This is a genomic window from Spirillospora sp. NPDC046719, assembly GCF_040645715.1.
Lineage (GTDB): Bacteria > Actinomycetota > Actinomycetes > Streptosporangiales > Streptosporangiaceae > Spirillospora.
The window spans coordinates 30,946-52,905 of the sequence record NZ_JBEYYT010000001.1 but is presented as its reverse complement, the minus strand read 5'-3'; the positions used below and the strand labels follow the sequence as shown (position 1 = coordinate 52,905).

The following is a 21,960-nucleotide window of genomic DNA, read 5'->3' as shown; positions in this document are numbered from 1 at the left end:
ACACGAAACACAGCCGAAACAAAGCGGTATAGGACACGAAACGGACACGGGTGATTCTCGATGGCGGACAACGGATCCGCGAAGGGGGAGACGCCGTGCCCAGAGGAACCGATGCGGGCGACACCGCGTGGCTGCTCGCGAGCACCGCGCTCGTCCTGCTGATGACGCCCGGACTGGCGCTGTTCTACGGGGGAATGGTCCGCGCCAAGAGCACCCTCAACATGATCATGATGAGCCTGGTGTCGGTCGCGCTGGTGACCGTCTCCTGGCTCGTCGCCGGCTACAGCCTCGCGTTCGGCCACGATCTCGGCGGCCTCGGGCTGCTCGGCGGATTCGAGCACGTGGGCCTTAAAGGCATCACCCCGACGACACCCCATGGTCACGTCCCGGCGCTGCTGTTCGTGACCTTCCAGCTCACCTTCGCGATCCTCACCACCGCGCTCATCAGCGGCGCCATCGCCGACCGCGCGAAGTTCTCCGCCTGGATGGTGTTCGTGCCCGTCTGGGCCCTCGCCGTCTACGCGCCGATCGCCCACTGGGTGTGGGGCGGCGGCTGGATCTCCGACCTCGGCGCCCTCGACTACGCGGGCGGGCTCGTCGTCGAGATCGCCTCCGGCGCGTCCGGGCTCGCGATGGCGCTCGTCCTCGGCCCCCGCATCGGGTTCCGCAAGGAGGCGATGCGGCCGCACAACCTGCCCATGGTGCTGCTCGGCGTCGGGCTGCTCTGGTTCGGCTGGTTCGGCTTCAACGCCGGGTCCGCGCTCGCCGCGAACGGGACCGCCGCCGCCGTCTTCCTCAACACCCTCGTCGCCGGCTGCACCGGCCTGCTCGGCTGGCTGCTCGTCGAGCAGCGCCGCGACGGCCGCCCCACCACGTTCGGCGCCGCGTCCGGCGTCGTCGCCGGCCTCGTCGCGATCACCCCGTCCTGCGGGTCGGTGAACGTGCTCGGCGCGCTCGCCGTCGGGCTCGTCGCGGGCGTCGTCTGCTCCTACGCGGTCGGCTGGAAGCACCGGCTCGGCTACGACGACTCCCTCGACGTCGTCGGCGTCCACCTCGTCGGCGGCGTCATCGGGACGCTGCTGATCGGGCTGCTCGCCGTGCGCTCGATGACCGGCGGCGCGGCCGGGCTGATCGCCGGCGGCAGCGGCGTCCAGCTCGGCAAGCAGGCGATCGCGGTCCCGGTCGTCGGGCTGTTCGCGTTCACCGTCACGTTCGCGGTCGGGAAGCTGATCGACAAGGTGATGGGGTTCCGGGTGTCCGCCGAGGACGAGACGAGCGGCGTCGACCTCGCCCTGCACGCCGAGACCGCCTACGAGCACGGCGTCAACGGCCACGCCAACCCCATTGGCAAGCTCGCCCACCCCTCCCCGCTCGGCATCGCCAAGCAGCAGGAGCAGGGCGCCTGACCCGCCCGACCCGGCCTGGCCCCGGGTTCCCGGGAAGACGAAGAAGGCGCGGGAGGCTCGCGGACCCCGACCGACCCGCGATCCTCCCGCGCCTTCGCCCTTGGGGGACGGCGCGGGGGCTCAGTACCCGCCGCCCGTCCCGTAACCGGAGCCGCCGCCGGACCCGGTGCCCGAACCGCCACCCGAACCGCCGCCGGTCATGATCTTCGCACCGCTCGGCCTCGTCAGCCACCACACCCCGCCGACGCCCTGGCCCTTGGTGTCACCCGGCTGCTTGTCCTTCTCGTAGAAGTACATCGGCCAGCCGTTGATCGTGAGCTGGCACTTGCCGTCGTCCTTGCGCTCGATGAAGTTGACGACCTTGCGGCTGACGCCTTCGAGCTTGAGGTGCTTCCAGCCGTTGAACACCGCCGGCGGCCACGCCTTCTTGCACGCGCCGAAGCACGTCGAGTTCGGCGGCTTGCTGGTGTCCTTGTCGTAGCGGTACAGCGTGCGGCCGTTCCCGTCGGTCAGGATCAGCCCGAACTTCGGGTCGTTCTTCGCCTTGACGACCGTCCAGCCCTTCCACTTGTTCGCGGTCCTGGCCGCCGCGAGCGCCTTCTTGCCGGTCGGCGCCGCCGCGTACCACTTCTTGCCGACGCCCTGCCCGCGCACGTCGCCGGGGCTCTGGTCCTTCACGTACCGGTACAGCGGCCAGCCGCCGAGGGTGACCTGCCACTTGCCGTCCGGCCGCCGCACCTTCCCGACCAGCGCCGCCTCGACGCCCTTGACCTGCGTGGCGGCGCCGTTCGCCCACACCGGCGGCCACGCCTTCGCGCACGCGCCCGCGCAGGTCGACGCGGGCGGCTTCGCCGTGTCGTCGTCGAACCGGTACAGCGTCCTGCCCTGGCCGTCCGTCACCACCTTGCCGAGCCTGGTGACGCTCGCGACCTCCAGCGTCGTCGGCGCGGCGGACGGCGACGGCGACGCCGACGGGTCCGCCTGGGCCCTGCTCCCGGCGGCGGCGTTCCGCTGCCCCTTGCCGTTCCCGTTCTCCTGCCCGCACGCCGACAGCACCATCCCGGACGCGATGAGGGCGGCCGCGGCGGGGAACGCCCAACGTGGGAAATGCATCTCGTGTCCTCCATGTGTTGTGGGCCCCCGCTCGGTCCGGGTGCCGCACGCCGATCGAGGAGGCGGCCGCACCGCTCGTCCTGATCGAGGAGCAGTACGGTGAAGGGCGCGGAACGGGTTCAACCTCGGACACGTCCCAGGAAAAGCCCACGAACACCGCGATCGAGGTATGCAGGTGCCGACCCCCGACCGTCCGAGCCGCCCGTCCCCCGACCCGGCCGGCCTCTTCGCCAAGCCATCGCCGCCTCAGCCCGCCGGCCTCTTCGCCAAGCCGCCGCCGCCCGAGCCGGAGCCGCCGGCAGGTCCGGCCTGGCTCGTCGTCCCGGCGCGGGTGATCGCGCTGATCGTCGTCGTGCCGTTCCGGCTCCTGTACGACCTGCTCAGGGTGGTCGGACGCGGCGTCGCGGCGTGCTGGCGGTTCCTGATCCGCGTGCCGGCGGCGATCGCCGTCGCGCTGTACCGGTGGGTGCTGCGGCCGCTCGGCCTCGTCCTGTGGTGGCCGCTGCGCATGCTCGGCCTCGGCATCGCGGCCGCCGCGCGCTGGCTCTACCGGTACGTCCTGACGCCGATCGGGCACGTCCTCGACCTCGTCCTGCTCAGGCCGCTCCGTGCGCTCGGACGCGGTCTCGCCTGGCTCGGCGGATGGATCGGGCGCGGATTCGCGTGGCTGTTCCGGGGCATCGGATGGCTCGTCGCCGTCCTCATCGTCCTGCCCGTCAGCCTGCTCTGGCGGTACCTGCTGCTGCCGCCGCTGCTCGGGCTCGCCTGGGTCGCGCGCTGGATCGGCCGCGGGCTCGCCGCGGCGTGGCGGGCCTTCGCGACCGCCGCCGTATGGACATGGCGGCAGACCGGGCGCTGCCTCGGGTGGCTGCTGCGCGTCTTCGTCGTCGTCCCGGCGCGCGCGCTGTGGCGGTACGTGCTGGCGCCGATCGGCGCAGGCATCGCCGGGACGTGGCGGCTCTCCGCCCGCGTCCTGTCCTGGCTATGGCGCACCCTGGTGGTCGCGCCCTTCCGCGTACTGGTGCTGATCCCGCTCCGCTGGTTCGGGACGACCGTGCTGCTCCCCATCGGGCGCGGCATCGGCGCGGCATGGCGCGTCACCGTCCGCGACCCGCTGCGCGCCGTCCGCCGGACGCTGCGCGAGGCGAGCCGGGACGTCCGCCGGACGCTGCGCCGCACCTTCCTCGGCCGCTGAGCCCGATCCCGGGCCGGACGGCCGAACGCGCCGGCCTCCTGGACGGAGACCGGCGCGCTCTGGTGATCGTTACTGCTCGTCCGCCGCGGAGTCGCGCCGCTCGGCGCGCTCGCGCATCTTCCTGAGCAGCTCCTTCTTCCGGGCCGCCGGATCGGCGGCGCCGCCCGGCGCCGCGGCCTCCCCGCCGCGCAGCGCGCGGCGCGAGATCTTCTTGCGCTGGCCGCCGACTCCGAGCATGCCGTTCCGGCTCCTGCTCTTGGACATGATCGACTCCCGTCCGGGCTGGTGTGCCATCGGTCCTGCACCCAGATCCGGCCGCGCGGGAGCGGTGACGCTCAGACGCCCCTGGCGTCCCGGCCGGATCGTCCGGCGGAACGCGGCGGATGCACGCGCTGGAGCACGGGCCACGCGGCGGTGGCCAGGAGATCGCTGATCATCCCGCCACCGTAGGGACCGCCCCGCGCGGCGGGCAACGTGTTTTCGGGCGGGCCGGTGCTGCGATACTGGCGGGCGATGTATCGACTCCTGTTCTCACTGGTCATCGCCCGGATCTCCGCCGAGACCGTGCACCACCTGACGCTGCGGGCGCTGCGCGCGATCCAGGCCGTCCCGGGCGCGGCGCCGCTGCTGCGGCGGGTCCTCGCGCCGCGCGACCCGGCGCTCCGCGTCCACGCGCTCGGCCTGGACTTCCCGAGCCCGCTCGGCCTCGCCGCCGGGTTCGACAAGGACGCCGTCGCCTACGAGGCGCTCGGCGCGTTCGGGTTCGGCCATGTCGAGATCGGCACCGTGACCGGACGGCCCCAGCCCGGCAACCCGCGCCCCCGGCTGTTCCGCCTCGTCCGCGACCGGGCGGTCATCAACCGGATGGGGTTCAACAACGCCGGCTCCGAGGCCGCCGCCGCCCGGCTGCGCGACCGCCGTCCCGGCACGATCGTCGGGGTCAACATCGGCAAGACCAAGGTCGTCCCGGAGGCCGAGGCCGCCGCCGACTACGTCGCGAGCACCGAGCGGCTCGCCCCCCACGCCGACTACCTCGTGGTCAACGTCAGCTCCCCGAACACCCCGGGCCTGCGGAACCTGCAGGCCGTCGAGCACCTGCGGCCGCTGCTCACCGCCGTCCGCGAGGCCGCCGACCGGTCCGCGCCGCGCCGCGTCCCGCTGCTGGTCAAGATCGCGCCGGACCTGGCCGACGCCGACGTCGACGCGGTCGCCGACCTCGCCCTCGACCTCGGCCTGGACGGGATCATCGCGACCAACACCACCATCGAGCGCTCCGGGTTGCGCAGCGACGCCGCGCTGGTGAAGGAGACCGGCGGGCTGTCCGGCGCGCCGCTGAAGGACCGGTCGCTGGACGTGCTGCGCCGGCTGCGCGACCGCGTCGGCGACCGGCTCGTCCTGGTCTCGGTCGGCGGCGTCGAGTCCGCCGACGACGTGTGGGAACGCGTCCGCGCCGGCGCGACCCTCGTCCAGGGCTACACCGGGATGATCTACGGCGGCCCGCTGTGGGCCCACCGCGTCCACCGCGACCTGGCCCGGCGCCTGAAGACCAGCGCCTTCCCCACCATCACCGCCGCCCGCCGCCCCCGTTGAGCCGGGGCGCCTCGTCCTCCTCAGGCCGCGGGCAGGGCGGCACGCCAGGACCAACGGAGATCGCGGCTTTGCCGTGAGCTGAGCATCGCGCGGGCACGAGTGCAGGTATGCCCGGCGACCTGGTGCCCCGTGAGACGCTGCTCGTCCGCATCGGCGCCGCGCTGGCCGTCGGCACGCCCGCCCTCGTGACGCGGGTCGCCGGGCTGCACCCGCCCTCCGTCGCCGCCGCGGTGATCTACGGCGCCGGGGTGCTGGCCGCCGCCGTCCTGCTGATGTGGGCGGCCGAGACGGCCCGCGCCGACATGTCGGGAGCGCTCGCCCTCGCGCTGCTCGCCCTCATCGCCATCCTCCCCGAGTACGCCGTTGACGTGTACTACGCGTTCGCGGCCGGCACGAAACCGCACTACGCGGGCTATGCGGCGGCCAACATGACCGGCGCGAACCGGCTCCTCGTCGGCGTCGGGTGGGCGCTGGTCGTGCTGGCGTTCACGCTCGGCGTCCGCCGGACCGCCCGGCGCCGCCGGCGGCACGGCAGGAGGCGCGGCGGACGGCCGGGAGCGCCGCCGCCCGGCGAGGAGCGGGACGTCCGCCTCGCCCCGCACCACCGGACGGAGCTGGGGTTCCTCGCCCTCGCGACCGTGCTCGGCTTCGTCCCCGCGCTCACCGCGGAGATCGGGTGGTACATCGCGATCATCCTGATCGCCGTGTACATCGTCTATCTCGGCCGGATCGCCCGGGGCGGCGGCGAGGACGTGGAGAACCTCGCCGGGGTGCCCGCCTGGCTCGTCACGCTGCCGCGCCGGATGCGCCGCTCCGCGACCGCGGCCGGGTTCGCGATCGGTGCGATCCTCGTGTTCATCTCCGCCGAACCGTTCGCGAACTCGCTGGTGGACGCCGGGTCCGCGCTCGGTGTCGACGAGTTCCTGCTGGTCCAGTGGCTCGCGCCGCTGGCGTCCGAGGCCCCGGAGCTGATCGTCGCGGTGATGTTCGCGTGGCGGCTGCGCGACGCCGACGCGATCGGCACGCTGCTGTCCAGCAAGGTCAACCAGTGGACGCTGCTGATCGGCAGCCTGCCCCTCGCCTACAAGGCGGGCGGCGGCGCCTGGTCGCTGCCGCTCGACTCGCGGCAGCTGGAGGAGGTGCTGCTGACCGCCGCGCAGACCGTCCTCGGGCTCGGCCTGCTCATCGACCTGGTGCTGCGGCGGTGGGAGGCCGCGCTGCTGTTCGTGCTGTTCGCGATCCAGTTCCCGCTGCCGGGCGAGCAGGCCCGGCTGGTCCTCTCCGGGATCTACCTCGCGATCGGCTTCACCGTCCTGATCAACCGGTACCGCGATCTCGGCCGCGCGATGGAGACCGTCCTCAGGCACTAGCCGTCGTCGCGGGCCGGACCGTCTCGAAGAAGCCGTCGGCGATCAGCTCCGGCAGCACGGCCTCGGCGTGCGCCCGGACCTGGCCCGCGTCCATGCCGGTGAGCTGGGCGATCGCGTCGAGCAGCGGGTCGATCGGGAGGCTGCCGTCGCAGACCCCGGCGAGCGCCGCCTCCACCGTGCCGACCCCGGCCGCCCGGCGCAGCCCCGCGGTCTGCCGCAGCACGATCCGCTCGGGGTCCTCGGCGCCCGGCGGGCCGACCTGTTCCTGGACGAGCCCGGCCGCCGCCCGCACCCGCGATCCACAGCCTGTGGAAAACTTTTCGGCGTTCCCGAACCCGTCCAGGACGCCTTCCACATAGGCGCCGACGGGTTGGTCGACGGCCTGCCGCAGCTCCTCGATCCGGACGGAGGGGCGGTCGCTGCGGCGAAGCGTGATCCACCCGAACCCGATGCCGGTGACGCCCTGCCGCTCGAAATGGTCGAGCCACGCGTCGTAGCGCACCCGGTATTCGGGCGTTCCCGCCTCGCACGAATCGCGCAGCCACAACTCGGCGTACTCGGCGGGGTCCTGGACGTCCCGCTGGACGATCCACGCGTCGCAGCCCGCCGTCCACGCGCCGACGCGCTCCTCCCACGGCACGCCGTCGACGTGCAGCCAGTTGGCCAGGAGCTGGCAGTATCCGCCGTCCTCCAGCATCTCCGGCGCGGCGCCGACGAGCCGCCGGCAGAAGTCGTCGCCGGGCATCCCCGACTCCCGGTAGGTGAACCGGCGGTCGCCGGACGGCGCGACCACGAACGGCGGGTTCGACACGATCAGGTCGAAGCGGCGGCCCCGCACCGGCTCCAGGAGCGAGCCCTCCAGCAGCTCGACGCCGTCCGTTCCGGACAGCGCGAAACTCATCGCGGCGAGCTCCAGGGCGCGCGGGTTCACGTCCGTCGCGGTGATCCGGCCGGGGCGCAGCCGGTCGTGCAGATGCACCGCCTGGACGCCGCAGCCGGTACCGAGATCGAGGGCGTTGTCCACAGCCCTGTGGACAACGAGCCGGGCCAGATTCCCCGACGCGCCGCCCGCCCCCACCACGTGGTCGTCCGCCGGGACCGCGCCGGAGCCGGGCCGCACCTTGAGATCGGAGACGACGTACCCCGCGTGCCCCTCGCCGCTCACCGACTCCAGCGGCTCGGCGTGCAGCAGCGGCCGCGCCTCCGCACCGGACGGCTCGGCCAGCCCCGCCGCGAACAGGTCGCGGTCGTCCAGGCCCGCCGCGGCGAGGGCGGCCGCGTCCACCGGCACCTGCAACCAGAACAGCCGGGTCAGCAGCTCCAGCGCCGACCCGCCGCGCGTCGCCCGCAGCGCCGGGACGATCTCGTCGCGGGCCAGCGCGCCGCCCGCGACCGGGCCGAGCAGCTCGCGCACGCCGCCGACGGTGTAGCCCGCGTCCTCGAACGCGGCACGGACGCGGCGCAGGGCCTCCCGAAGATCACGCATCCGCCCATCCTGCCCGACCGCTCTCCGGCATGCCCGAACCCGCGCTGCACCGCCTCGACCCCGCAGGAACCTCAGGCGTCGCGATCGCGAGCGAAGCCGGATGCGAGCGAAGCCGGATGCGAGCGAAGCGAGAATCCGATCGCGCAGCGAGCCCCTGGGCGAGTCGGAGCGATGCAGCGATCGCACGCGTCGTCCGTTGAAGGAAGGCCGTCTAGCGGCCTGACGCCTAGGACGATGCGATCAGATCCAGCAGGCCGGGGAAGCGGGCGTTGAGGTCGTCGATGCGGACCTCGCTGCGGCGCTCCAGGCCGTACTGCCGCTGCCGCAGGACGCCGGCCTCGCGCAGCGCCTTGAAGTGGTGGGTCAGCGACGACTTCGGCCGGTCGAACCCGAACCAGCCGCAGGGATGGTCGAACTCCTCGCGTTCGAGCAGCAGCCTGCGCACGATCTCCAGCCGCAGCGGCCCGCTGAGCGCGCCGAACACCGTCTCCAGCCGGAGGTCCTCGACGGCCGGTTCCGGCAGCGGCTCGGGCAGGCCGGGCGGTTCGGCCATCACCCGGATCGCCGGTCGCGTGGTCGTCCCCGTCGTCGCCATGCCGCGTCCCCTCTCCCACATGTACGAGTTTCATCGTACTGCATGTTATGTTCGAAAAAAGTCGTACTGCTTCGGCGAAGGGACCCCCATGTCGCACGCCCGGACGATCCGCGCCCCGGAGGACGCCCCGGAGGGCGCCCCGCCCGCCGCCGTCCCCACCCGCTGGATCTGGCTCGCCGCCTGGCCCGTCACCGCCGTCTTCGTGCTGTCGAACGCCGCCACCCCGCTCTACGTGCTCTGGCAGCGCGACATCGGCTTCTCCAAGGGCACGCTCACCGTCGTCTTCGCCTTCTACATCGTCGGGCTGCTCGGCTCCCTGCTGGTGTCCGGCGTGCTCTCCGACCGGTTCGGCCGCCGCCCCGTGCTGCTGCCCGCGCTCGCCCTCGCGCTCGCCGCCTGCGTCGTGTTCGCGACCGCCGGCACCGTCGCCGCGCTCATCGCCGCCCGGCTGCTGACCGGCGTCGCCGTCGGCGCGGCCGTCTCCGCCGGCATGGCCGCCGTCACCGACGTCGCCGGGCCGTCCCGCCGCCGCCTCGCCGCGCTCCTCGCCTCGTCCGCGATGGTCTTCGGCGCCGGCCTCGGGCCGCTGCTGTCCGGCGTCCTGTCCGAGACGCTGCCCGCCCCGACCGCCACCGTGTTCGCCGTCGAGGCCGTCCTGCTGGCCACCGCGGTCCTCGTCGTGCTGCGCATGCCGACCGGACGCCCGTCCGGGCCCGCCGCGCGGTCGTGGATCCGGGTGCCGCGCGTCCCGCGCGGGAGCGGCATGCGGCTCGTCCTCGGGATCGCGGTCTTCGCGCCCGGCATCACCGCGACGTCGTTCGTGCTGTCGCTCGGCCCGTCACTGCTGTCCGGGCTGCTCGGCACCGGGAACCGGATCGTCGCCGGCGGCATGGCGTTCGTCATGTTCGCCGCCGCCACCGGCGTGCAGTTCGCCGTCCAGCGGCTGCCCCGGCGCGCCGTCCTCCTCGCGGGCGCCGCCGCCACGACCGCCGCGATGGCCGCGCTGGTCGGCGCCGTGCACGGCGGGTCGGTCGCGGCGCTCGCCGCGTCCGCCGTGCTCGCGGGCGCCGGGCAGGGCATGGGCCAGCTCGGGGGCCTGTCGCTGCTGAACTCCGCCGTCCCGCCGCGCCGCCTCGCCGAGGCCAACGCCGCGTTCAACATCGGCGGCTACGTCCCCGCCGGCCTCCTGCCGGTCACCGCCGGCTACCTCAGCGACGCCGTGGGCCTCACCGCGGGCGCCACCCTGTTCGCCGCCGCGCTCGCCGCCCTCGCCGCGACCGGCGGCCTCGTCGTCCTGGCGGCCCGCCGCGGCACCGACGCTCAGGACAGGTAGTTCTGGAAGCCCTTCGCGAGGGACTCCGCCATGCGCTGCCGGAACGATGCGCTGGTCATCTTGGCCGCGTCGCCCTTGTTACGCATGTTGCCGCACTCGATGAAGACCTTCGGGACCGTCGACATGTTCAGCCCGCCGAGGTCGCTGCGCTTGTCGATGGCCTTCGTGCCCAGGTACGTGGAGTAGGAGATGCCGGTGCCGGAGTGGTACGCGTCGCGCAGCGCCGTGCCGAGCTTGGCGGACGGAGCGACGATCTTGGCGTTCTTGCCGACCGCCAGCGGCTCGATGATGTGGAACCCGTGCCCGGACGCGGCCGCGCCGTCGCCGTGGATGGAGATGGCGGCGTCGGCGTGCGCGGCGTTGCCGACCGCCGCCCGCTGGTCCACGCACGGCCCGACGCCCGTGTCGTTCTTGCGGGTCAGCGTCACCTTCGCGCCCTCCGCGCGCAGGATCTTCGCCAGCCGGTTCGACACGTCCCAGGTGAAGGCGTGCTCGGAGTAGCCGGAGACGGTGTCGGTGCCGGTGGTGTCGCACTCCTTGGTGCCGTTGCCGACGTACACCGGCTTGGCGATCTCGCGCGGGTGCGAGGCGTTGCCGCCGTTGTGGCCCGGGTCGATCACGATGACCTTGCCCGCCAGCGGGTGCCCGCCGGACCCCTGCGGCGAGACGGGGCCGCCCGCCGAGGTGCCCGTCGTCGCGCCCGTGGTCGGGGGCGCCGCGGTGTCACCGGCCGGCGACGCCTTCCCACCGGCCGATCCGCCGCACGCGGCCAGTGCGCCGAGGCACAGCGCGAGACCGGCGACCGCGGGGCCTCCTCGTTGGATGCGCACAGACCGTCCTCCGTGATGACTTCGTTACCGACCCTGACAGTCTGCACACGCGCGGGAGTTCGTCAAACGAAGTCGGAGAAACGGGTAGGGCGAGTTCCGGCCGTACCAGGTCAACGAGGACGGCTCTGGACGGCCCTGGTTCGCCCGTACGCGCGCCGGGAGGTCCGGTCAGAGGAGCGGGTCCTCCTTGCCCAGCAGCGCCGCCAGCGCGCGCGCCTCGTCCGCGTCCAGGCCGAGGACCACGCGAGGCCGCCCCCAGGGGTGGTCGATCGAATGGGCGACGTAACTGGCGACCGACTCCGAGACCTGCTCGGCCAGGCCGCGCGCGTGCCGCCACTGCGACCACGCCTGCTCCAGTTCGCTCGCCGCGCGCTGCGCGCACGACACCAGTTCCGGATCACGCACGAGCTGAACCCCCTTGGGTGAACACGACCCTTACCCGTACCGCCCGGCCGCGCGGGCGGCCCCATACAGGAGCCGCCCGCGCGCCACGCCGAGCGGTGAGTCCATTAAGGCGCCGCCGAGGGGGAGGAGGCTGATGAATGCGGCAGGCTTGGCCAGCCCCTTACCCGCACCACACCACTTCGAGGAACACGGACCGTCCGGAGCGTCGGACGGAGCGAGACGAGCGCGCGCGGGCAGGTGCGGCAGAGAGCCCCGGGCGGGCGCGAGGGAGCCCCTGGGGAGGCGCCAGGGGAGCCCGCAGGCAGGCGTGAGGGGAGCGCTCGCGGGCGCGTGCGCGCCGGACGGGGGCCGCGCTAGACGGCGGGAGCGGGGCCGGTCGTCGAACGGATCACCAGATGCGGGACGACGAGGTTCTGCTTGGCCCCCCGGGACGGGTCGCCGATCCGCGCGGTCAGCAGCTCCGCGGCCACCCTCCCCATGTCCCGGCGCGGCTGGTCGACGCTGGTCAGCGAGATGTGCCGGATCGCGGCGAGATGCGTGTTGTCGTAGCCGACGATCGACAGCTCACCGGGCACCGACATGTCCAGCTCGTCCGCCGCCGACAGCGCGCCGGTGGCGACCAGGTCGTTCGGCGCGAAGATCGCCGTGGGCCGCCGCTCGCGGCGCAGCAGCTCCAGGGTCGCCCGGTAGCCGCCGTCCTCGGTGAAGTCGCCGGGCTCGACCACGATCTCGTCGCTCAGCCCGTGCCGGTGCATCGCCTTCTCGTAGCCCGCCCGCCGGTACCGCGCGGTCGTCGAGCGCGCCCCCTCGATGTGCGCGATCCGCCGGTGCCCCAGGCCGACCAGGTGGTCGACGGCCAGGCTCGCGCCCAGCTCGTCGTCGTCCACCACGATGTCGACCCCGACGACGTCGCGCTCGCCGACGACCACCACCGGGACGCTCGCCGCGGCCTCCTTCAGCGACTCCGGGACGACGCTGAGCAGGACGAGGCCGTCCACCCGCATCTCCAGGAACGCCTCGACGGCCTCCGCCTCGAACAGCGGGTCCCAGCGGCCGCTGCCGACCAGCATCCGCAGCCCGGCGCCGTGCAGGCTCTCCTGGAGGCCGTCCAGGAACTCGGCGAAGAACGGGTTGTGCAGGTCGGCGACGATCGCCCCGATCAGCCGGGTGCGGCCCTCGACCAGGCTGCGCGCCACCGCGTTCGGCCGGTAGCCGAGCTCGCGCGCCGCCTGCAGCACCGCCTGCCGGCGCCGCTCGCTCACGTGCGGTGACCCCCGCATGACCAGCGACACGAGCGACTTCGACACGCCGGCCCGCTCGGCGACGTTGCGGATGGTCGGCTTCGGCGCGGGCACCGGCCTCCCCTCGTCGCTGCGCGCCGCGGAGGCGGGCTCGCGCGGCGGGGGCACCGCGCCCTCCCCCACCACCGGCGTCTCGTGCGGGGGGCTTGCTTCACCAGCTGACATGGCACTCCGTCCAGGGGGGCCTAGGCATGCCTCATGGGTCTTGGCGGACCTGCCGCGGCGGCACGCCGCGGAGGGCCGGCGCACCTCCTGCGCCGCGGAGGAGATGCCATGATGCCTCTCCTTCGCCCCATATCGTCGCAACAGTGAGTAACGGGCATACGACAATGGCAGTTGCGGCCTGTGGTGTTCCGGATCACAGCGGTGTCGGCGGGTGATCACGACCCGGTGAAAAGCCCGCCCCGCGGGACGCGCCCGCGACCCGCCCGGGTCGCCCTCGGATACGCTGCCCAGGTGGCAGAACGTGGGGTGGCCGGCGGTAAGGCGCGGAGCCGGCAGGGCGGCGGGCAAGGACGCCGCAGGCTCAGCGTGGACGAACGGCGAGAGGAACTGATCGAGGCGGCGCTGCAGCTGTTCAGCACGCGCTCGCCCGAGGACATCTCGATCGACGACGTCGCGGCCGCCGCGGGCGCCTCGCGCGCGCTGGTCTACCACTACTTCGGCGGCAAGTACGAGCTGTACCTCGCGGCGCTCGGCAGCGCCGCCAAGCAGCTGTCGGTGCTGCTGGAGCCGCCGGCGGAGGGCAAGCCGCTGGAGCGGCTGCGGGTGTCGCTGGAGCGCTACTTCGACTTCGTGGAGAGCCACGCGGCCGGTTACACGGCGCTGCTGCGCGGCGGGCCCGCGGACCGCTCCGGCGAGGTCGGCGAGATCGTCGACGGCATCCGGCAGCTCCTGCTGGACCGGATCCTGCACTCGCTGGACGTGGAGACCCCGCCGCCGATCCTGCGCATCACGCTGCGCTCGTGGATGGCGTCCGTGGAGACCGCGGGCCTGGACTGGCTGGACAACCGCGACGTGTCCCGCCCCGAGCTGGAGGCCCTCGTGGTGGACCAGCTCGTGGTGATGCTGCACGTGGCGGGCAAGCACGACCCGTCGACCGGCGCCCTGTTCGACCGTCTCGCCCAGGAAGAGATGAGCGTCTGAGCCGCGCCCCGTCCTGCCACAACGGGAAGATCGGCTGACCTCATCCGGTCACGCCCCGTGCGCTCCGGCGCGGGCCGGGGGCGAGAGCGGGACCGGGGTCGAGACCGGGGTCGGGAAAAGGATTGTCCCGCCCGCGGTTCGCGAGCGGGACATCCAGACCGGACGGTGATCGGCCCGGGACCGCGATTCTCGGATGACCGTGGTCCCGGCCCGTTCGTCCAGGAGGCCGCTGCGGCGTCCTCGCGCGTAATCGACGTGCGAGGCCGTCGAGGGGCCTCCTGACCGCCCCCCCAGTTGTTCGGCCGGGTGCTTCCGGCAGGGCTCGGTTCGAGCCCGGCCGGCCGGAGCGGCTACTCCGACCGCTGCTGCGGAATGCCCGCCAGCAGCGCGCGCACCTCCGCCTCGCGGTAGCGCCGATGCCCCCCGAGCGTGCGGATGGACGTGAGCTTCCCCGCCTTCGCCCACCGCGTGACGGTCTTGGGGTCGACGCGGAACATCGTCGCCACCTCCGCCGGCGTCAGCAGGGGCTCGGCCTCTGGCGTACGTGCTGACATGTTTGCGGCCTCTCCTCCGTGGACCGATGACAGCGATCCTGCGATTGATCCTCGCGCGGTCACTGATGTCCCCTATGGCCCGAAAGAGCCACTATGACATCACAACGTGTAACCTTGCCACCACTCAGCGCAACAAGCAAGTTCCTGGCGGTAGTTGCGTGCAAACATCCCCGCCGAGGCCGGGAGCTGCGCGTGTCCGGTGATGACTGGGTCACGCTGCGTGATTCTAGCGACACGTATAGTCGTATCGCGCGCGGATTCGGGAAATTTGTTTTAGTTCGCCGATTCGAGGGCCCGTACGGGCCTCCAGCGCGCGAGGAGACGCTTGTACATCGCCACGGTCAGCTCGACCTCACCGCGCTCCATCCCGGTGAGCGCGACGGCCATCTCCGCGACCGACTCGTCCCCCTGCAGCGTCCGGTCGTCCAGCAGATGGACGAGGCCGCCGTAGTCCAGCTCGACCAGCGCCCGCGGATGGAACTCCCCGAGCCACCGGGCGAGCGTGTCCAGCCGGCCCGCCGACAGCAGGAAGACCTCTCCCGACCCGTCGCCGAGGGTCTCGCGCACCACCGGGAGGGCGGCGGCGACCCGGCGGCGCGCCTCCCCCATCGAGGTGACGTAGATGAGAGTACGCGCAGGAGCCGCCGTCGCAGGGCCATGACCTGCTTGTTCTTGGGACGCGTCCTCCTCCGGGCCGTATCCGGCGCCCGGCGCGCCCAGCATCAGGCACCGCTCCCCGCGGGCGAACGGCACGAACCAGTCCAGCGGCACGTGCCACGTGCTGGTCAGGATGTGCGGCCGCAGCGAGCGCCCCGCCCGCTTCCACTGCTCGAACTCGCGCACGACCCGCTCGGCCAGCGGCGGCGGGACGAACGCGGCCGCGAGCGCCGCCGCGTGCTCCCCGCGGAACCGCTCGAACGCCAGCCAGGACCGCAGCCGCGTCTCCCACGGGCAGATGTAGATCGTGTCGCCGACACGCCGGACGTAGGCGTCCCGGCTCTCCCGGTCCGGCACGACCTCCGGCGGCACGCCGACGACCCGGCGCGCCGCGTCGTCGTGCTCGGCGCCGAGCGCGTGGATCCGGCGGGGCCGCCGCCTGGAGTCGGCATAGGCCGTCCACAGGGTCCGCGCGGGCTCCGGGAAGGCGGTCACCGGTTCATATATCCGTAGGTACGCCGCGTACGGAAACACCACCGCATCGTGACATGAGACCGGACGAACGCTGCCGCGAACACGCCATACCGCGCCCCTTAGTCTGATCTACAGACAGAGAGGAGGGCACTACCGTGCCTAATGTCTTCGGGTCGCCCCACAAGGGCACAGAGCCCCGACACGAGCAGGTCGTCTTCTGCCAGGACGAGGCCAGCGGCCTGCGCGCGATCATCGCGATCTACTCCACCGCGCTCGGCCCCTCGCTGGGCGGCACCCGCTTCTACCCGTACGGGTCGGAGGAGGAGGCGCTCACCGACGTGCTGAACCTGTCCCGCGGCATGGCTTACAAGAACGCCATGGCGGGGCTGGACCTCGGCGGCGGCAAGGCCGTCATCATCGGTGACCCCGCCAAGGACAAGTCGGAGGCGCTGCTGAGGGCGTACGGACGGTTCGTCCAGTCGCTCAACGGCCGCTACTACACGGCGTGCGACGTCGGCACGTACAGCGAGGACATGGACGTGGTGGCGCGGGAGTGCCGGTTCGTCACGGGGCGGACGGTCGCGCACGGCGGCGCGGGCGACTCGTCGATCCTCACCGCGTACGGCGTGTTCCAGGGCATGCGCGCCGCGGCGGAGACGGTGTGGGGCACGCCGTCCCTGCGCGGCAAGAGGGTCGGCGTGGAGGGCGTCGGGAAGGTCGGCCACAGGCTGGTGGAGCACCTGCGCGAGGACGGCGCGGACGTGGTCATCTGCGACGTCAGCGAAGCGGCGGTGGAGCGCGTCCAGGCGCTGCACCCCGAGGTGGACGTCGTCGCGGACAAGGACGAGATGGTCCGCACGGAGCTGGACGTGTACGCGCCGTGTGCGCTCGGCGGGTCCCTCAACGACGACACGGTGCCGGTGCTGAGCGCGAAGGTGGTGTGCGGGGCGGCCAACAACCAGCTCGCCCACTCCGGCATCGAGAAGCGCCTCGCGGACCGTGACGTGCTGTACGCGCCCGACTACGTGGTGAACTCCGGCGGCGTGATCCAGGTGGCGGACGAGATCGAGGGCTTCAACTTCGACCGGGCGAAGGCGCGCGCGGCGGGGATCTACGACACGACCCGGAAGATCTTCGCGCTGGCCGCCGACGAGGGCGTCCCGCCGGCGGTGGCCGCCGACCGGCTCGCCGAACGGCGGATGTCCGAGATCGGACGCCTGCGCGGCATTCTCCTCTGAGCGGACGGACCCCTCCGAGCGGACGGTGATCCGGGCCGCCGCGGGGCCGGTACGGCCGGCTCCGCGGCGGTCCGCCGCGTTTCCGCCGATGGCGGCCGCTCTCGCGCGCGTGTCGCGGGCGCCTTGCCGCCGCACTGTAGGGCGGCCCTGACCACCGGATACACTGGAGTCTCAGCAACAAGAGCGCCGCCACGTACCGTCGATGTACCGAGCCGGGCGCAAAACGGGTACGGTTGTATCCGTGACTGACGCATGGCTCATCAGGCACCGGTTCGTGTGGTACACGCGCGCGTTGATGGGCCCACGAAAGCCCTGACCATCGAGGGGGTCGAGCCAATGGGTCGCGGCCGAGCCAAGGCCAAGCAGGTGAAGGTTGCCCGCCAGCTCAAGTACAACAGCGGCGGTACAGACCTCGACCGCCTGAAGCACGAACTCGGGGTCAACGACTCCGGTGACGACTCCTACGATGAGCTCGCCGAGAAGTACGCGGACTTCGCCGATGACTACGGGACCGAAGACCGCAAGGACGGCACCTCCGGTTGACCGGCTGACAACACGCCACTGCCCGCACCCGCGGGCAGTGGCGTTTGTTCGGTTTCGGGCATCCGGTCCCCGGCGCTCCTGAGCACCGCCCCGCGCGGCTGAGAACCGCCTGGGGCCACGTCCGGCGTCTCCGGCGCATCAGCCGACCCACGGGTCTCCCTGGCGTCCCAGCGTCGCGCTGAGCGCCTCCGCCGTCCCACCCGGAACCCCGGGCGGGACGGATCGGACGGCAGGTCGCTTGATCGACGGATCGGACGGTCGCTTCCGGACGGGTCAGGCGAAGTCGGCCCGGCCGGCGCCCTCGGTGACCTCACCGAGGGCCCAGGACGGCACGCCGCGCGACGCCAGCAGCCGCAGCGCCTCGTCGGCGGCCTCGGCGGCGACGATGGCGGCCATGCCCACGCCCAGGTTGAACGTCTTGTCCATCTCCGCCTGCGGCACGTCGCCGTGGTCCTGCAGGACCCGGAACAGCGCGGGCACCTCCCACGACGAGCGGCGCAGCACGGCGTCCGCGGTCGGCGGCAGGGACCGCGCCAGGTTCGCCGCCAGCCCCCCGCCCGTGATGTGGGCGAACGCCCGGACGCCCCCGGCCCGGGTCAGGGCCAGGCAGTCCTGCGCGTAGATGCGGGTCGGTGTGAGCAGTTCCTCACCGAGCGGACGGTCCAGCTCCGACGGCTGCGACTCCAGCGCGAGGTCGGTCGTGGCCAGGATGTGGCGGACGAGCGAGTACCCGTTGGAGTGGATGCCGGACGACGCCATGGCGATGACCGCGTCCCCGGGGCGGACACGGTCCGGCCCCAGCAGCTCTCCGGCCTCCACCACGCCCGTCCCGGCGCCGGCGATGTCGAACTCGTCCGCCTCCAGCAGGCCGGGGTGCTCGGCGGTCTCGCCGCCGACCAGGGCGCAGCCCGCGAGGGCGCAGCCGTCCGCGATACCCCCGACGATGTCGGCGATGCGCTCCGGCACGACCTTGCCGCAGGCGATGTAGTCCGTCATGAACAGCGGTTCGGCGCCGCATACGGCGAGGTCGTCGATGACCATGCCGACGAGGTCGTGCCCCACCGTGTCGTAGACGCCGAGGCGCCGCGCCAGGTCGACCTTGGTGCCGACGCCGTCCGTGGACGTCGCGAGCAGGGGCCGCTTGTAGCGCAGGAAGGCGGACGCGTCGAAGAGGCCCGCGAAGCCGCTGGCGTCGTCCACGACCTCGGGACGCCGCGCGCGCGCCACCCGCGACTTCATCAGCTCGACGGCGCGCTCGCCCGCCGCGATGTCCACGCCGGCGGCCTCGTACGAGGTCATCGGGTGACCTCCAGCAGGTGCTTGCCGCGGGCGGCGTCCTCCACCGGGATGGGGTAGACGCCGTCGAAGCAGGCCCGGCACAGGTTGTCCTTGGGGATCCGCGACGCGGAGATCAGCTCGTCCAGCGAGATGTAGCCGAGCGTGTCGGCGCCGATGGAGTCGCGGATCTCCTCCACCGACAGGTTCCCGGCGATCAGCTCGGCCCGCGTGGCGAAGTCGATGCCGTAGAAGCACGGCCACGACACGGGCGGGCTGGAGATGCGCACGTGCACCTCCCTGGCGCCCGCGTCCCGCAGCATCCCCACGATCGCGCGCTGGGTGTTGCCGCGGACGATCGAGTCGTCCACCACCACCAGGCGCTTGCCCTCGATCGCCTCGCGCAGCGGGTTCAGCTTCAGCCGAATGCCGAGCTGGCGGATCGTCTGCGACGGCTGGATGAACGTCCGGCCGACGTAGGAGTTCTTCACCAGGCCCTGGCCGTAGGGGATGCCGGACGCCTCGGCGTAGCCGATCGCGGCCGGGGTGCCCGACTCCGGCGTCGGGATGACCAGGTCGGCCTCGACGGGGTGCTCGCGGGCCAGCCGGCGGCCGACCTCGACCCGCGTCGCCTGGACGCTGCGCCCGGCGATCGTGGTGTCCGGCCTGGCCAGGTACACGTACTCGAACAGGCAGCCCTTCGGCCGCGGCTCGGCGAACCGCTCGGAGCGGACGCCCTCGCCGTCGATCGCGATCAGCTCGCCGGGCTCGATCTCCCGGACGAACCGGGCGCCGACGATGTCGAGACCGGCGGTCTCGGACGCGACCACCCAGCCGCCGTCCTCCAGCGAGCCCAGCACCAGCGGGCGGATCCCCTCGGGGTCGCGCGCCGCGTACAGGATCCCCTCGTCCATGAAGACCAGGGAGTACGCGCCGCGCGTCACCGGCAGGATCTCGCGCGCCGCCGCGAGCGGGCCGCCGTCGCGGGTGGCCAGCAGCGCGGTCAGGACCTCGGTGTCGGTGGTGGCGGTCAGCACCCCCGGCTCCAGCCGGGCGGCCAGGTCCGGGGTGTTGATCAGGTTGCCGTTGTGCACCAGCGCCAGCCCGCCCGCCTCGGTCGAGCGGAACGTGGGCTGCGCGTTCTCCCACGTCGGCGAGCCGGTCGTGGAGTAGCGGCAGTGGCCCACGGCGATGTGGCCGCGCAGGGTGTTCAGCACCGACTCGTCGAAGACCTGGGCGACCAGGCCCATGTCCTTGTAGACGACGATCCGGGAGCCGTCGCTTACCGCGATGCCCGCCGACTCCTGCCCGCGGTGCTGGAGCGCGTACAGGCCGTAGTAGGTGAGCTTGCTCACTTCCGCCCTCGGCGCCTGGTCCGCGGGGACCCAGACGCCGAACACACCGCAGGCGTCCTGCGGGGGGCGGTCGGAGGGATCGATGTCGTGGCTCAGACGTCCGTCACGGAGAGGCACACCAGTCAGTCTAGATGCCCCCTTCACCTGCTCGGATCGGTGGATCTCCTTAAGCGACCTTTACTCCCCGCGAGCACGGCTTTCAGCGTCCGCGCGCAAATCTGGTGGCCGACACGTGGAGGGACGCATGACGCTGCCTGGGTACCAGACCTATTCGCCTCCGGCTCCGCCCAGGCGGAGCGGGCTGGCACGGGCCTCCCTGGTGCTCGGCATCGTCGGGCTCCTAGGGCTCGCCCTGTGCCTCCTGGGGCTGATCCCGGCGCTCGTGGGGCTCGTCCTGGGGACGGTCGCCCTCGTCCGCGGGCGGTCCGAGCGGTGGCCCGCTGTGGCGGGGATCGTGTGCTCCGGGATAGCCGTCGTGGTGGGCGCCCTGGCGCTGTCCTGGCTGCTGAGCAAGGCGGCGATGTGCGGGGACACGTCCCGCTACCCGGACGACGCGGCGCGCCAAGGATGCGTGGAGCACGAGTTCCCGTTCGTCCGCGATACGCCGGCTCCCTGAGCCGGACCGCTCGTCAGCCCGCTTCCGGGACGGCGAGGGCGGCCACCGCCTCGGCGCTCAGGGGCGACGCGTAGACCCGGAAATCGTCCATCAGGCCGCCGAAACCGGGCTTGGTGGGTTCGCTGCCCAGGTAGATGGGCCCGGCGGGCGTCACGACGGCGTGCTCCAGGGACATGCCCGTGTCGAGACGGCCGTTGATGTAGAGGAACATGCCTTCCTGGTCCACGACGAAGGCGACGTGGGTCCACTCCCCCAGGGGCGGCCTCGCGTGGCTGTCCACGTACTCAGGGCCCTTGATGGTGAACAACTGCACGCGCATGCGCATGGCGTCCGGGTAGAGCCACATGCCGAGCGCGCGCGCATCGCTCTCCGCCACCGGCTTGTAGAGCAGGCTCCGCCACTCGCCGGTCGGCTCCTCCTCCACCCGGACGAAGAACGCCACGCTGAACCCGAACACCTGGCTCAGCACCAGTTGCGGCATCGCGGGGATCAGCGCCCGGCCTTGGCCGTCCAGGCTCAGCGCCTCCCCGTGCCGTCCCGGGACGATCTGCGCGGACTCGTTCAGCTCCGCGACCGGCCCGCCCCCGGCGGCGTCCGCCACCCGGCGGCCGTCGACGGTCGCGACGTCGAACGTCCAATGCGCAACGAGCACGGGTCCACCTCCTGCACGGCCTCTCGCCGATGCGGTGCCCCGACGGTCGGCCCCCACGCTCGCAGCGCCCGGCGCGCCAGGCAAGGCACGAAACGGACACGGCGCCCGATATGGCAGGTCAGGCTCGGGAAACCGGATCAGCCGAGCGGCAGCGGGACCTGCGCGGACAGGTCCGCGCGCGCGCCGCTGGCCCGCACCCGGTTGGCGGCGACGGCGTCCGCCCAGCTCAGCCGTCCCGTCGCCAGCGCGATCCAGGTCCCGGCGTCCATCTCCACCACATTCGGCGGGGTTCCCCGGGTATGGTGCGGGCCGGCGATGCACTGCACGGCGGCGTGCGGAGGGACGCGCACCTCGACCGACCGGCCCGGCGCCAGCTCCGCGAGCCGGTCGAGCAGGAACCGGACGGCGCCGCGGACGACCGGGCGGGACACGTCCCGGGCCGGGTCCTTGCCCGCGTCCAGGGCCGCCAGCACGGTCTCCAGGGCCGCGCGGCGCAGCGCGGCGGCCTCGTCCGGGCCGGGGAAAGGCGGCAGGCCCAGGGCGGCGCGCTGCTCGTTCAGCACGGCGGTGGAGAGCGGTGTTCGCGGCACCGTCCCGACGCTACCGGGTCGCCGCAGGCGGAAGGAGCGGGAGGCCGCCCGCACGGAGGTGCGCGGGGACGGCCTGCGAGGGTGTTCGGCGGCGGTTCCCGGCGGCGGTGGGGCGGGGCGCTCGGCCATCGATGGCACCCGAACGCCTCACACACGGTAAAAATGGACCCCGGTAGCAGGCACGCATGGGGACTTGAAAGGAACGGGGAAGCCGGGGACGCGGTCCCCGGAGGACA

At 73.0% G+C, this 21,960-nt stretch carries 22 protein-coding genes; 9 read left to right on the top strand and 13 right to left on the bottom strand.

The window, feature by feature from the left end:
• Positions 1-95 precede the first annotated feature (95 nt).
• Positions 96-1,406 carry an ammonium transporter gene (locus ABZ914_RS00230; RefSeq protein ID WP_190867300.1) on the top strand — a complete coding sequence of 437 codons (1,311 nt, stop codon included), beginning with the start codon at positions 96-98 and terminating at the stop codon, positions 1,404-1,406.
• Between the two features lie 120 nt (positions 1,407-1,526).
• Here the strand turns inward: ABZ914_RS00230 and ABZ914_RS00225 are convergent, their stop codons facing one another.
• Positions 1,527-2,519, bottom strand: a complete 993-nt coding sequence (locus ABZ914_RS00225; protein WP_500190502.1) for an SCO0930 family lipoprotein — start codon at positions 2,517-2,519, stop codon at positions 1,527-1,529.
• A gap of 175 nt (positions 2,520-2,694) precedes the next feature.
• On the opposite strand from ABZ914_RS00225, the gene ABZ914_RS00220 reads away from it, so the two are divergent.
• A complete protein-coding gene (locus ABZ914_RS00220) occupies positions 2,695-3,714 on the top strand; it encodes a hypothetical protein (protein ID WP_500190501.1) in 1,020 nt (339 codons plus the stop codon).
• Positions 3,715-3,783: 69 nt separating this feature from the next.
• On the opposite strand, the gene ABZ914_RS00215 is transcribed toward ABZ914_RS00220, so the two are convergent.
• Positions 3,784-3,978 (bottom strand): DUF6243 family protein, encoded by a 195-nt coding sequence (locus tag ABZ914_RS00215; protein ID WP_433146079.1) that lies wholly within the window; start codon positions 3,976-3,978, stop codon positions 3,784-3,786.
• A gap of 249 nt (positions 3,979-4,227) precedes the next feature.
• On the opposite strand from ABZ914_RS00215, the gene ABZ914_RS00210 reads away from it, so the two are divergent.
• Both ABZ914_RS00210 and ABZ914_RS00205 read left to right on the top strand, forming a co-directional pair.
• Positions 4,228-5,304 (top strand): quinone-dependent dihydroorotate dehydrogenase, encoded by a 1,077-nt coding sequence (locus tag ABZ914_RS00210; RefSeq protein WP_500190498.1) that lies wholly within the window; start codon positions 4,228-4,230, stop codon positions 5,302-5,304.
• A gap of 107 nt (positions 5,305-5,411) precedes the next feature.
• Complete coding sequence (locus ABZ914_RS00205) at positions 5,412-6,674, top strand: calcium:cation antiporter family protein (protein WP_500190497.1); 1,263 nt, start codon at positions 5,412-5,414, stop codon at positions 6,672-6,674.
• Here the strand turns inward: ABZ914_RS00205 and ABZ914_RS00200 are convergent.
• Complete coding sequence (locus ABZ914_RS00200; RefSeq protein WP_500190495.1) at positions 6,664-8,160, bottom strand: DUF7059 domain-containing protein; 1,497 nt, start codon at positions 8,158-8,160, stop codon at positions 6,664-6,666. The genes ABZ914_RS00205 and ABZ914_RS00200 overlap by 11 nt on opposite strands.
• Positions 8,161-8,386: 226 nt before the next feature.
• Positions 8,387-8,755, bottom strand: coding sequence for an ArsR/SmtB family transcription factor (locus ABZ914_RS00195; RefSeq protein ID WP_500190493.1), 369 nt, complete (start codon positions 8,753-8,755; stop codon positions 8,387-8,389).
• Between the two features lie 88 nt (positions 8,756-8,843).
• Here ABZ914_RS00195 and ABZ914_RS00190 point away from each other — a divergent pair, with 88 nt between their 5' ends.
• Positions 8,844-10,088, top strand: a complete 1,245-nt coding sequence (locus ABZ914_RS00190) for an MFS transporter (RefSeq protein WP_500190491.1) — start codon at positions 8,844-8,846, stop codon at positions 10,086-10,088.
• On the opposite strand, the gene ABZ914_RS00185 is transcribed toward ABZ914_RS00190, so the two are convergent.
• The 3 genes from ABZ914_RS00185 to ABZ914_RS00175 form a co-directional block, all read right to left on the bottom strand.
• A complete protein-coding gene (locus tag ABZ914_RS00185) occupies positions 10,076-10,918 on the bottom strand; it encodes an N-acetylmuramoyl-L-alanine amidase (protein WP_500190489.1) in 843 nt (280 codons plus the stop codon). The two genes, ABZ914_RS00190 and ABZ914_RS00185, sit on opposite strands and share 13 nt — an antisense overlap.
• Positions 10,919-11,086: 168 nt before the next feature.
• Positions 11,087-11,323 (bottom strand): hypothetical protein, encoded by a 237-nt coding sequence (locus ABZ914_RS00180; RefSeq protein ID WP_151542608.1) that lies wholly within the window; start codon positions 11,321-11,323, stop codon positions 11,087-11,089.
• Between the two features lie 353 nt (positions 11,324-11,676).
• Complete coding sequence (locus tag ABZ914_RS00175; RefSeq protein ID WP_190867283.1) at positions 11,677-12,789, bottom strand: LacI family DNA-binding transcriptional regulator; 1,113 nt, start codon at positions 12,787-12,789, stop codon at positions 11,677-11,679.
• A 291-nt stretch (positions 12,790-13,080) separates the two neighbouring features.
• Here ABZ914_RS00175 and ABZ914_RS00170 point away from each other — a divergent pair, with 291 nt between their 5' ends.
• Positions 13,081-13,770 (top strand): TetR/AcrR family transcriptional regulator, encoded by a 690-nt coding sequence (locus tag ABZ914_RS00170; RefSeq protein WP_500190484.1) that lies wholly within the window; start codon positions 13,081-13,083, stop codon positions 13,768-13,770.
• A gap of 350 nt (positions 13,771-14,120) precedes the next feature.
• Here ABZ914_RS00170 and bldC read toward each other — a convergent pair whose 3' ends face one another.
• Positions 14,121-14,324 carry a developmental transcriptional regulator BldC gene (gene bldC, locus ABZ914_RS00165; RefSeq protein WP_012850682.1) on the bottom strand — a complete coding sequence of 68 codons (204 nt, stop codon included), beginning with the start codon at positions 14,322-14,324 and terminating at the stop codon, positions 14,121-14,123.
• 273 nt (positions 14,325-14,597) lie between these two features.
• A complete protein-coding gene (locus ABZ914_RS00160) occupies positions 14,598-15,515 on the bottom strand; it encodes a DUF8083 family protein (RefSeq protein ID WP_500190482.1) in 918 nt (305 codons plus the stop codon).
• A gap of 95 nt (positions 15,516-15,610) precedes the next feature.
• Between ABZ914_RS00160 and ABZ914_RS00155 the strand changes: the two genes are divergently transcribed.
• Entirely contained in the window at positions 15,611-16,693 is a 1,083-nt protein-coding gene (locus ABZ914_RS00155; RefSeq protein WP_500190480.1) for a Leu/Phe/Val dehydrogenase, read from the top strand.
• A gap of 336 nt (positions 16,694-17,029) precedes the next feature.
• Positions 17,030-17,236, top strand: a complete 207-nt coding sequence (locus ABZ914_RS00150; RefSeq protein WP_208270045.1) for a DUF3073 domain-containing protein — start codon at positions 17,030-17,032, stop codon at positions 17,234-17,236.
• A 273-nt stretch (positions 17,237-17,509) separates the two neighbouring features.
• On the opposite strand, the gene purM is transcribed toward ABZ914_RS00150, so the two are convergent.
• The gene (gene purM / locus ABZ914_RS00145; protein WP_500190478.1) at positions 17,510-18,535 is read right to left on the bottom strand and encodes a phosphoribosylformylglycinamidine cyclo-ligase; all 1,026 of its coding nucleotides are present in this window, start codon (positions 18,533-18,535) and stop codon (positions 17,510-17,512) included.
• Positions 18,532-19,983, bottom strand: coding sequence for an amidophosphoribosyltransferase (gene purF, locus ABZ914_RS00140; RefSeq protein WP_500190476.1), 1,452 nt, complete (start codon positions 19,981-19,983; stop codon positions 18,532-18,534). The genes purM and purF overlap by 4 nt, the downstream gene beginning before the upstream one ends.
• 127 nt (positions 19,984-20,110) lie before the next feature.
• Between purF and ABZ914_RS00135 the strand changes: the two genes are divergently transcribed.
• Entirely contained in the window at positions 20,111-20,482 is a 372-nt protein-coding gene (locus ABZ914_RS00135) for a DUF4190 domain-containing protein (RefSeq protein ID WP_500190475.1), read from the top strand.
• A gap of 13 nt (positions 20,483-20,495) precedes the next feature.
• Here the strand turns inward: ABZ914_RS00135 and ABZ914_RS00130 are convergent, their stop codons facing one another.
• Both ABZ914_RS00130 and ABZ914_RS00125 read right to left on the bottom strand, forming a co-directional pair.
• Positions 20,496-21,134 (bottom strand): LamG domain-containing protein, encoded by a 639-nt coding sequence (locus tag ABZ914_RS00130; RefSeq protein WP_500190474.1) that lies wholly within the window; start codon positions 21,132-21,134, stop codon positions 20,496-20,498.
• A gap of 137 nt (positions 21,135-21,271) precedes the next feature.
• Complete coding sequence (locus ABZ914_RS00125) at positions 21,272-21,724, bottom strand: sterol carrier family protein (RefSeq protein ID WP_433239729.1); 453 nt, start codon at positions 21,722-21,724, stop codon at positions 21,272-21,274.
• Positions 21,725-21,960 lie beyond the last annotated feature (236 nt).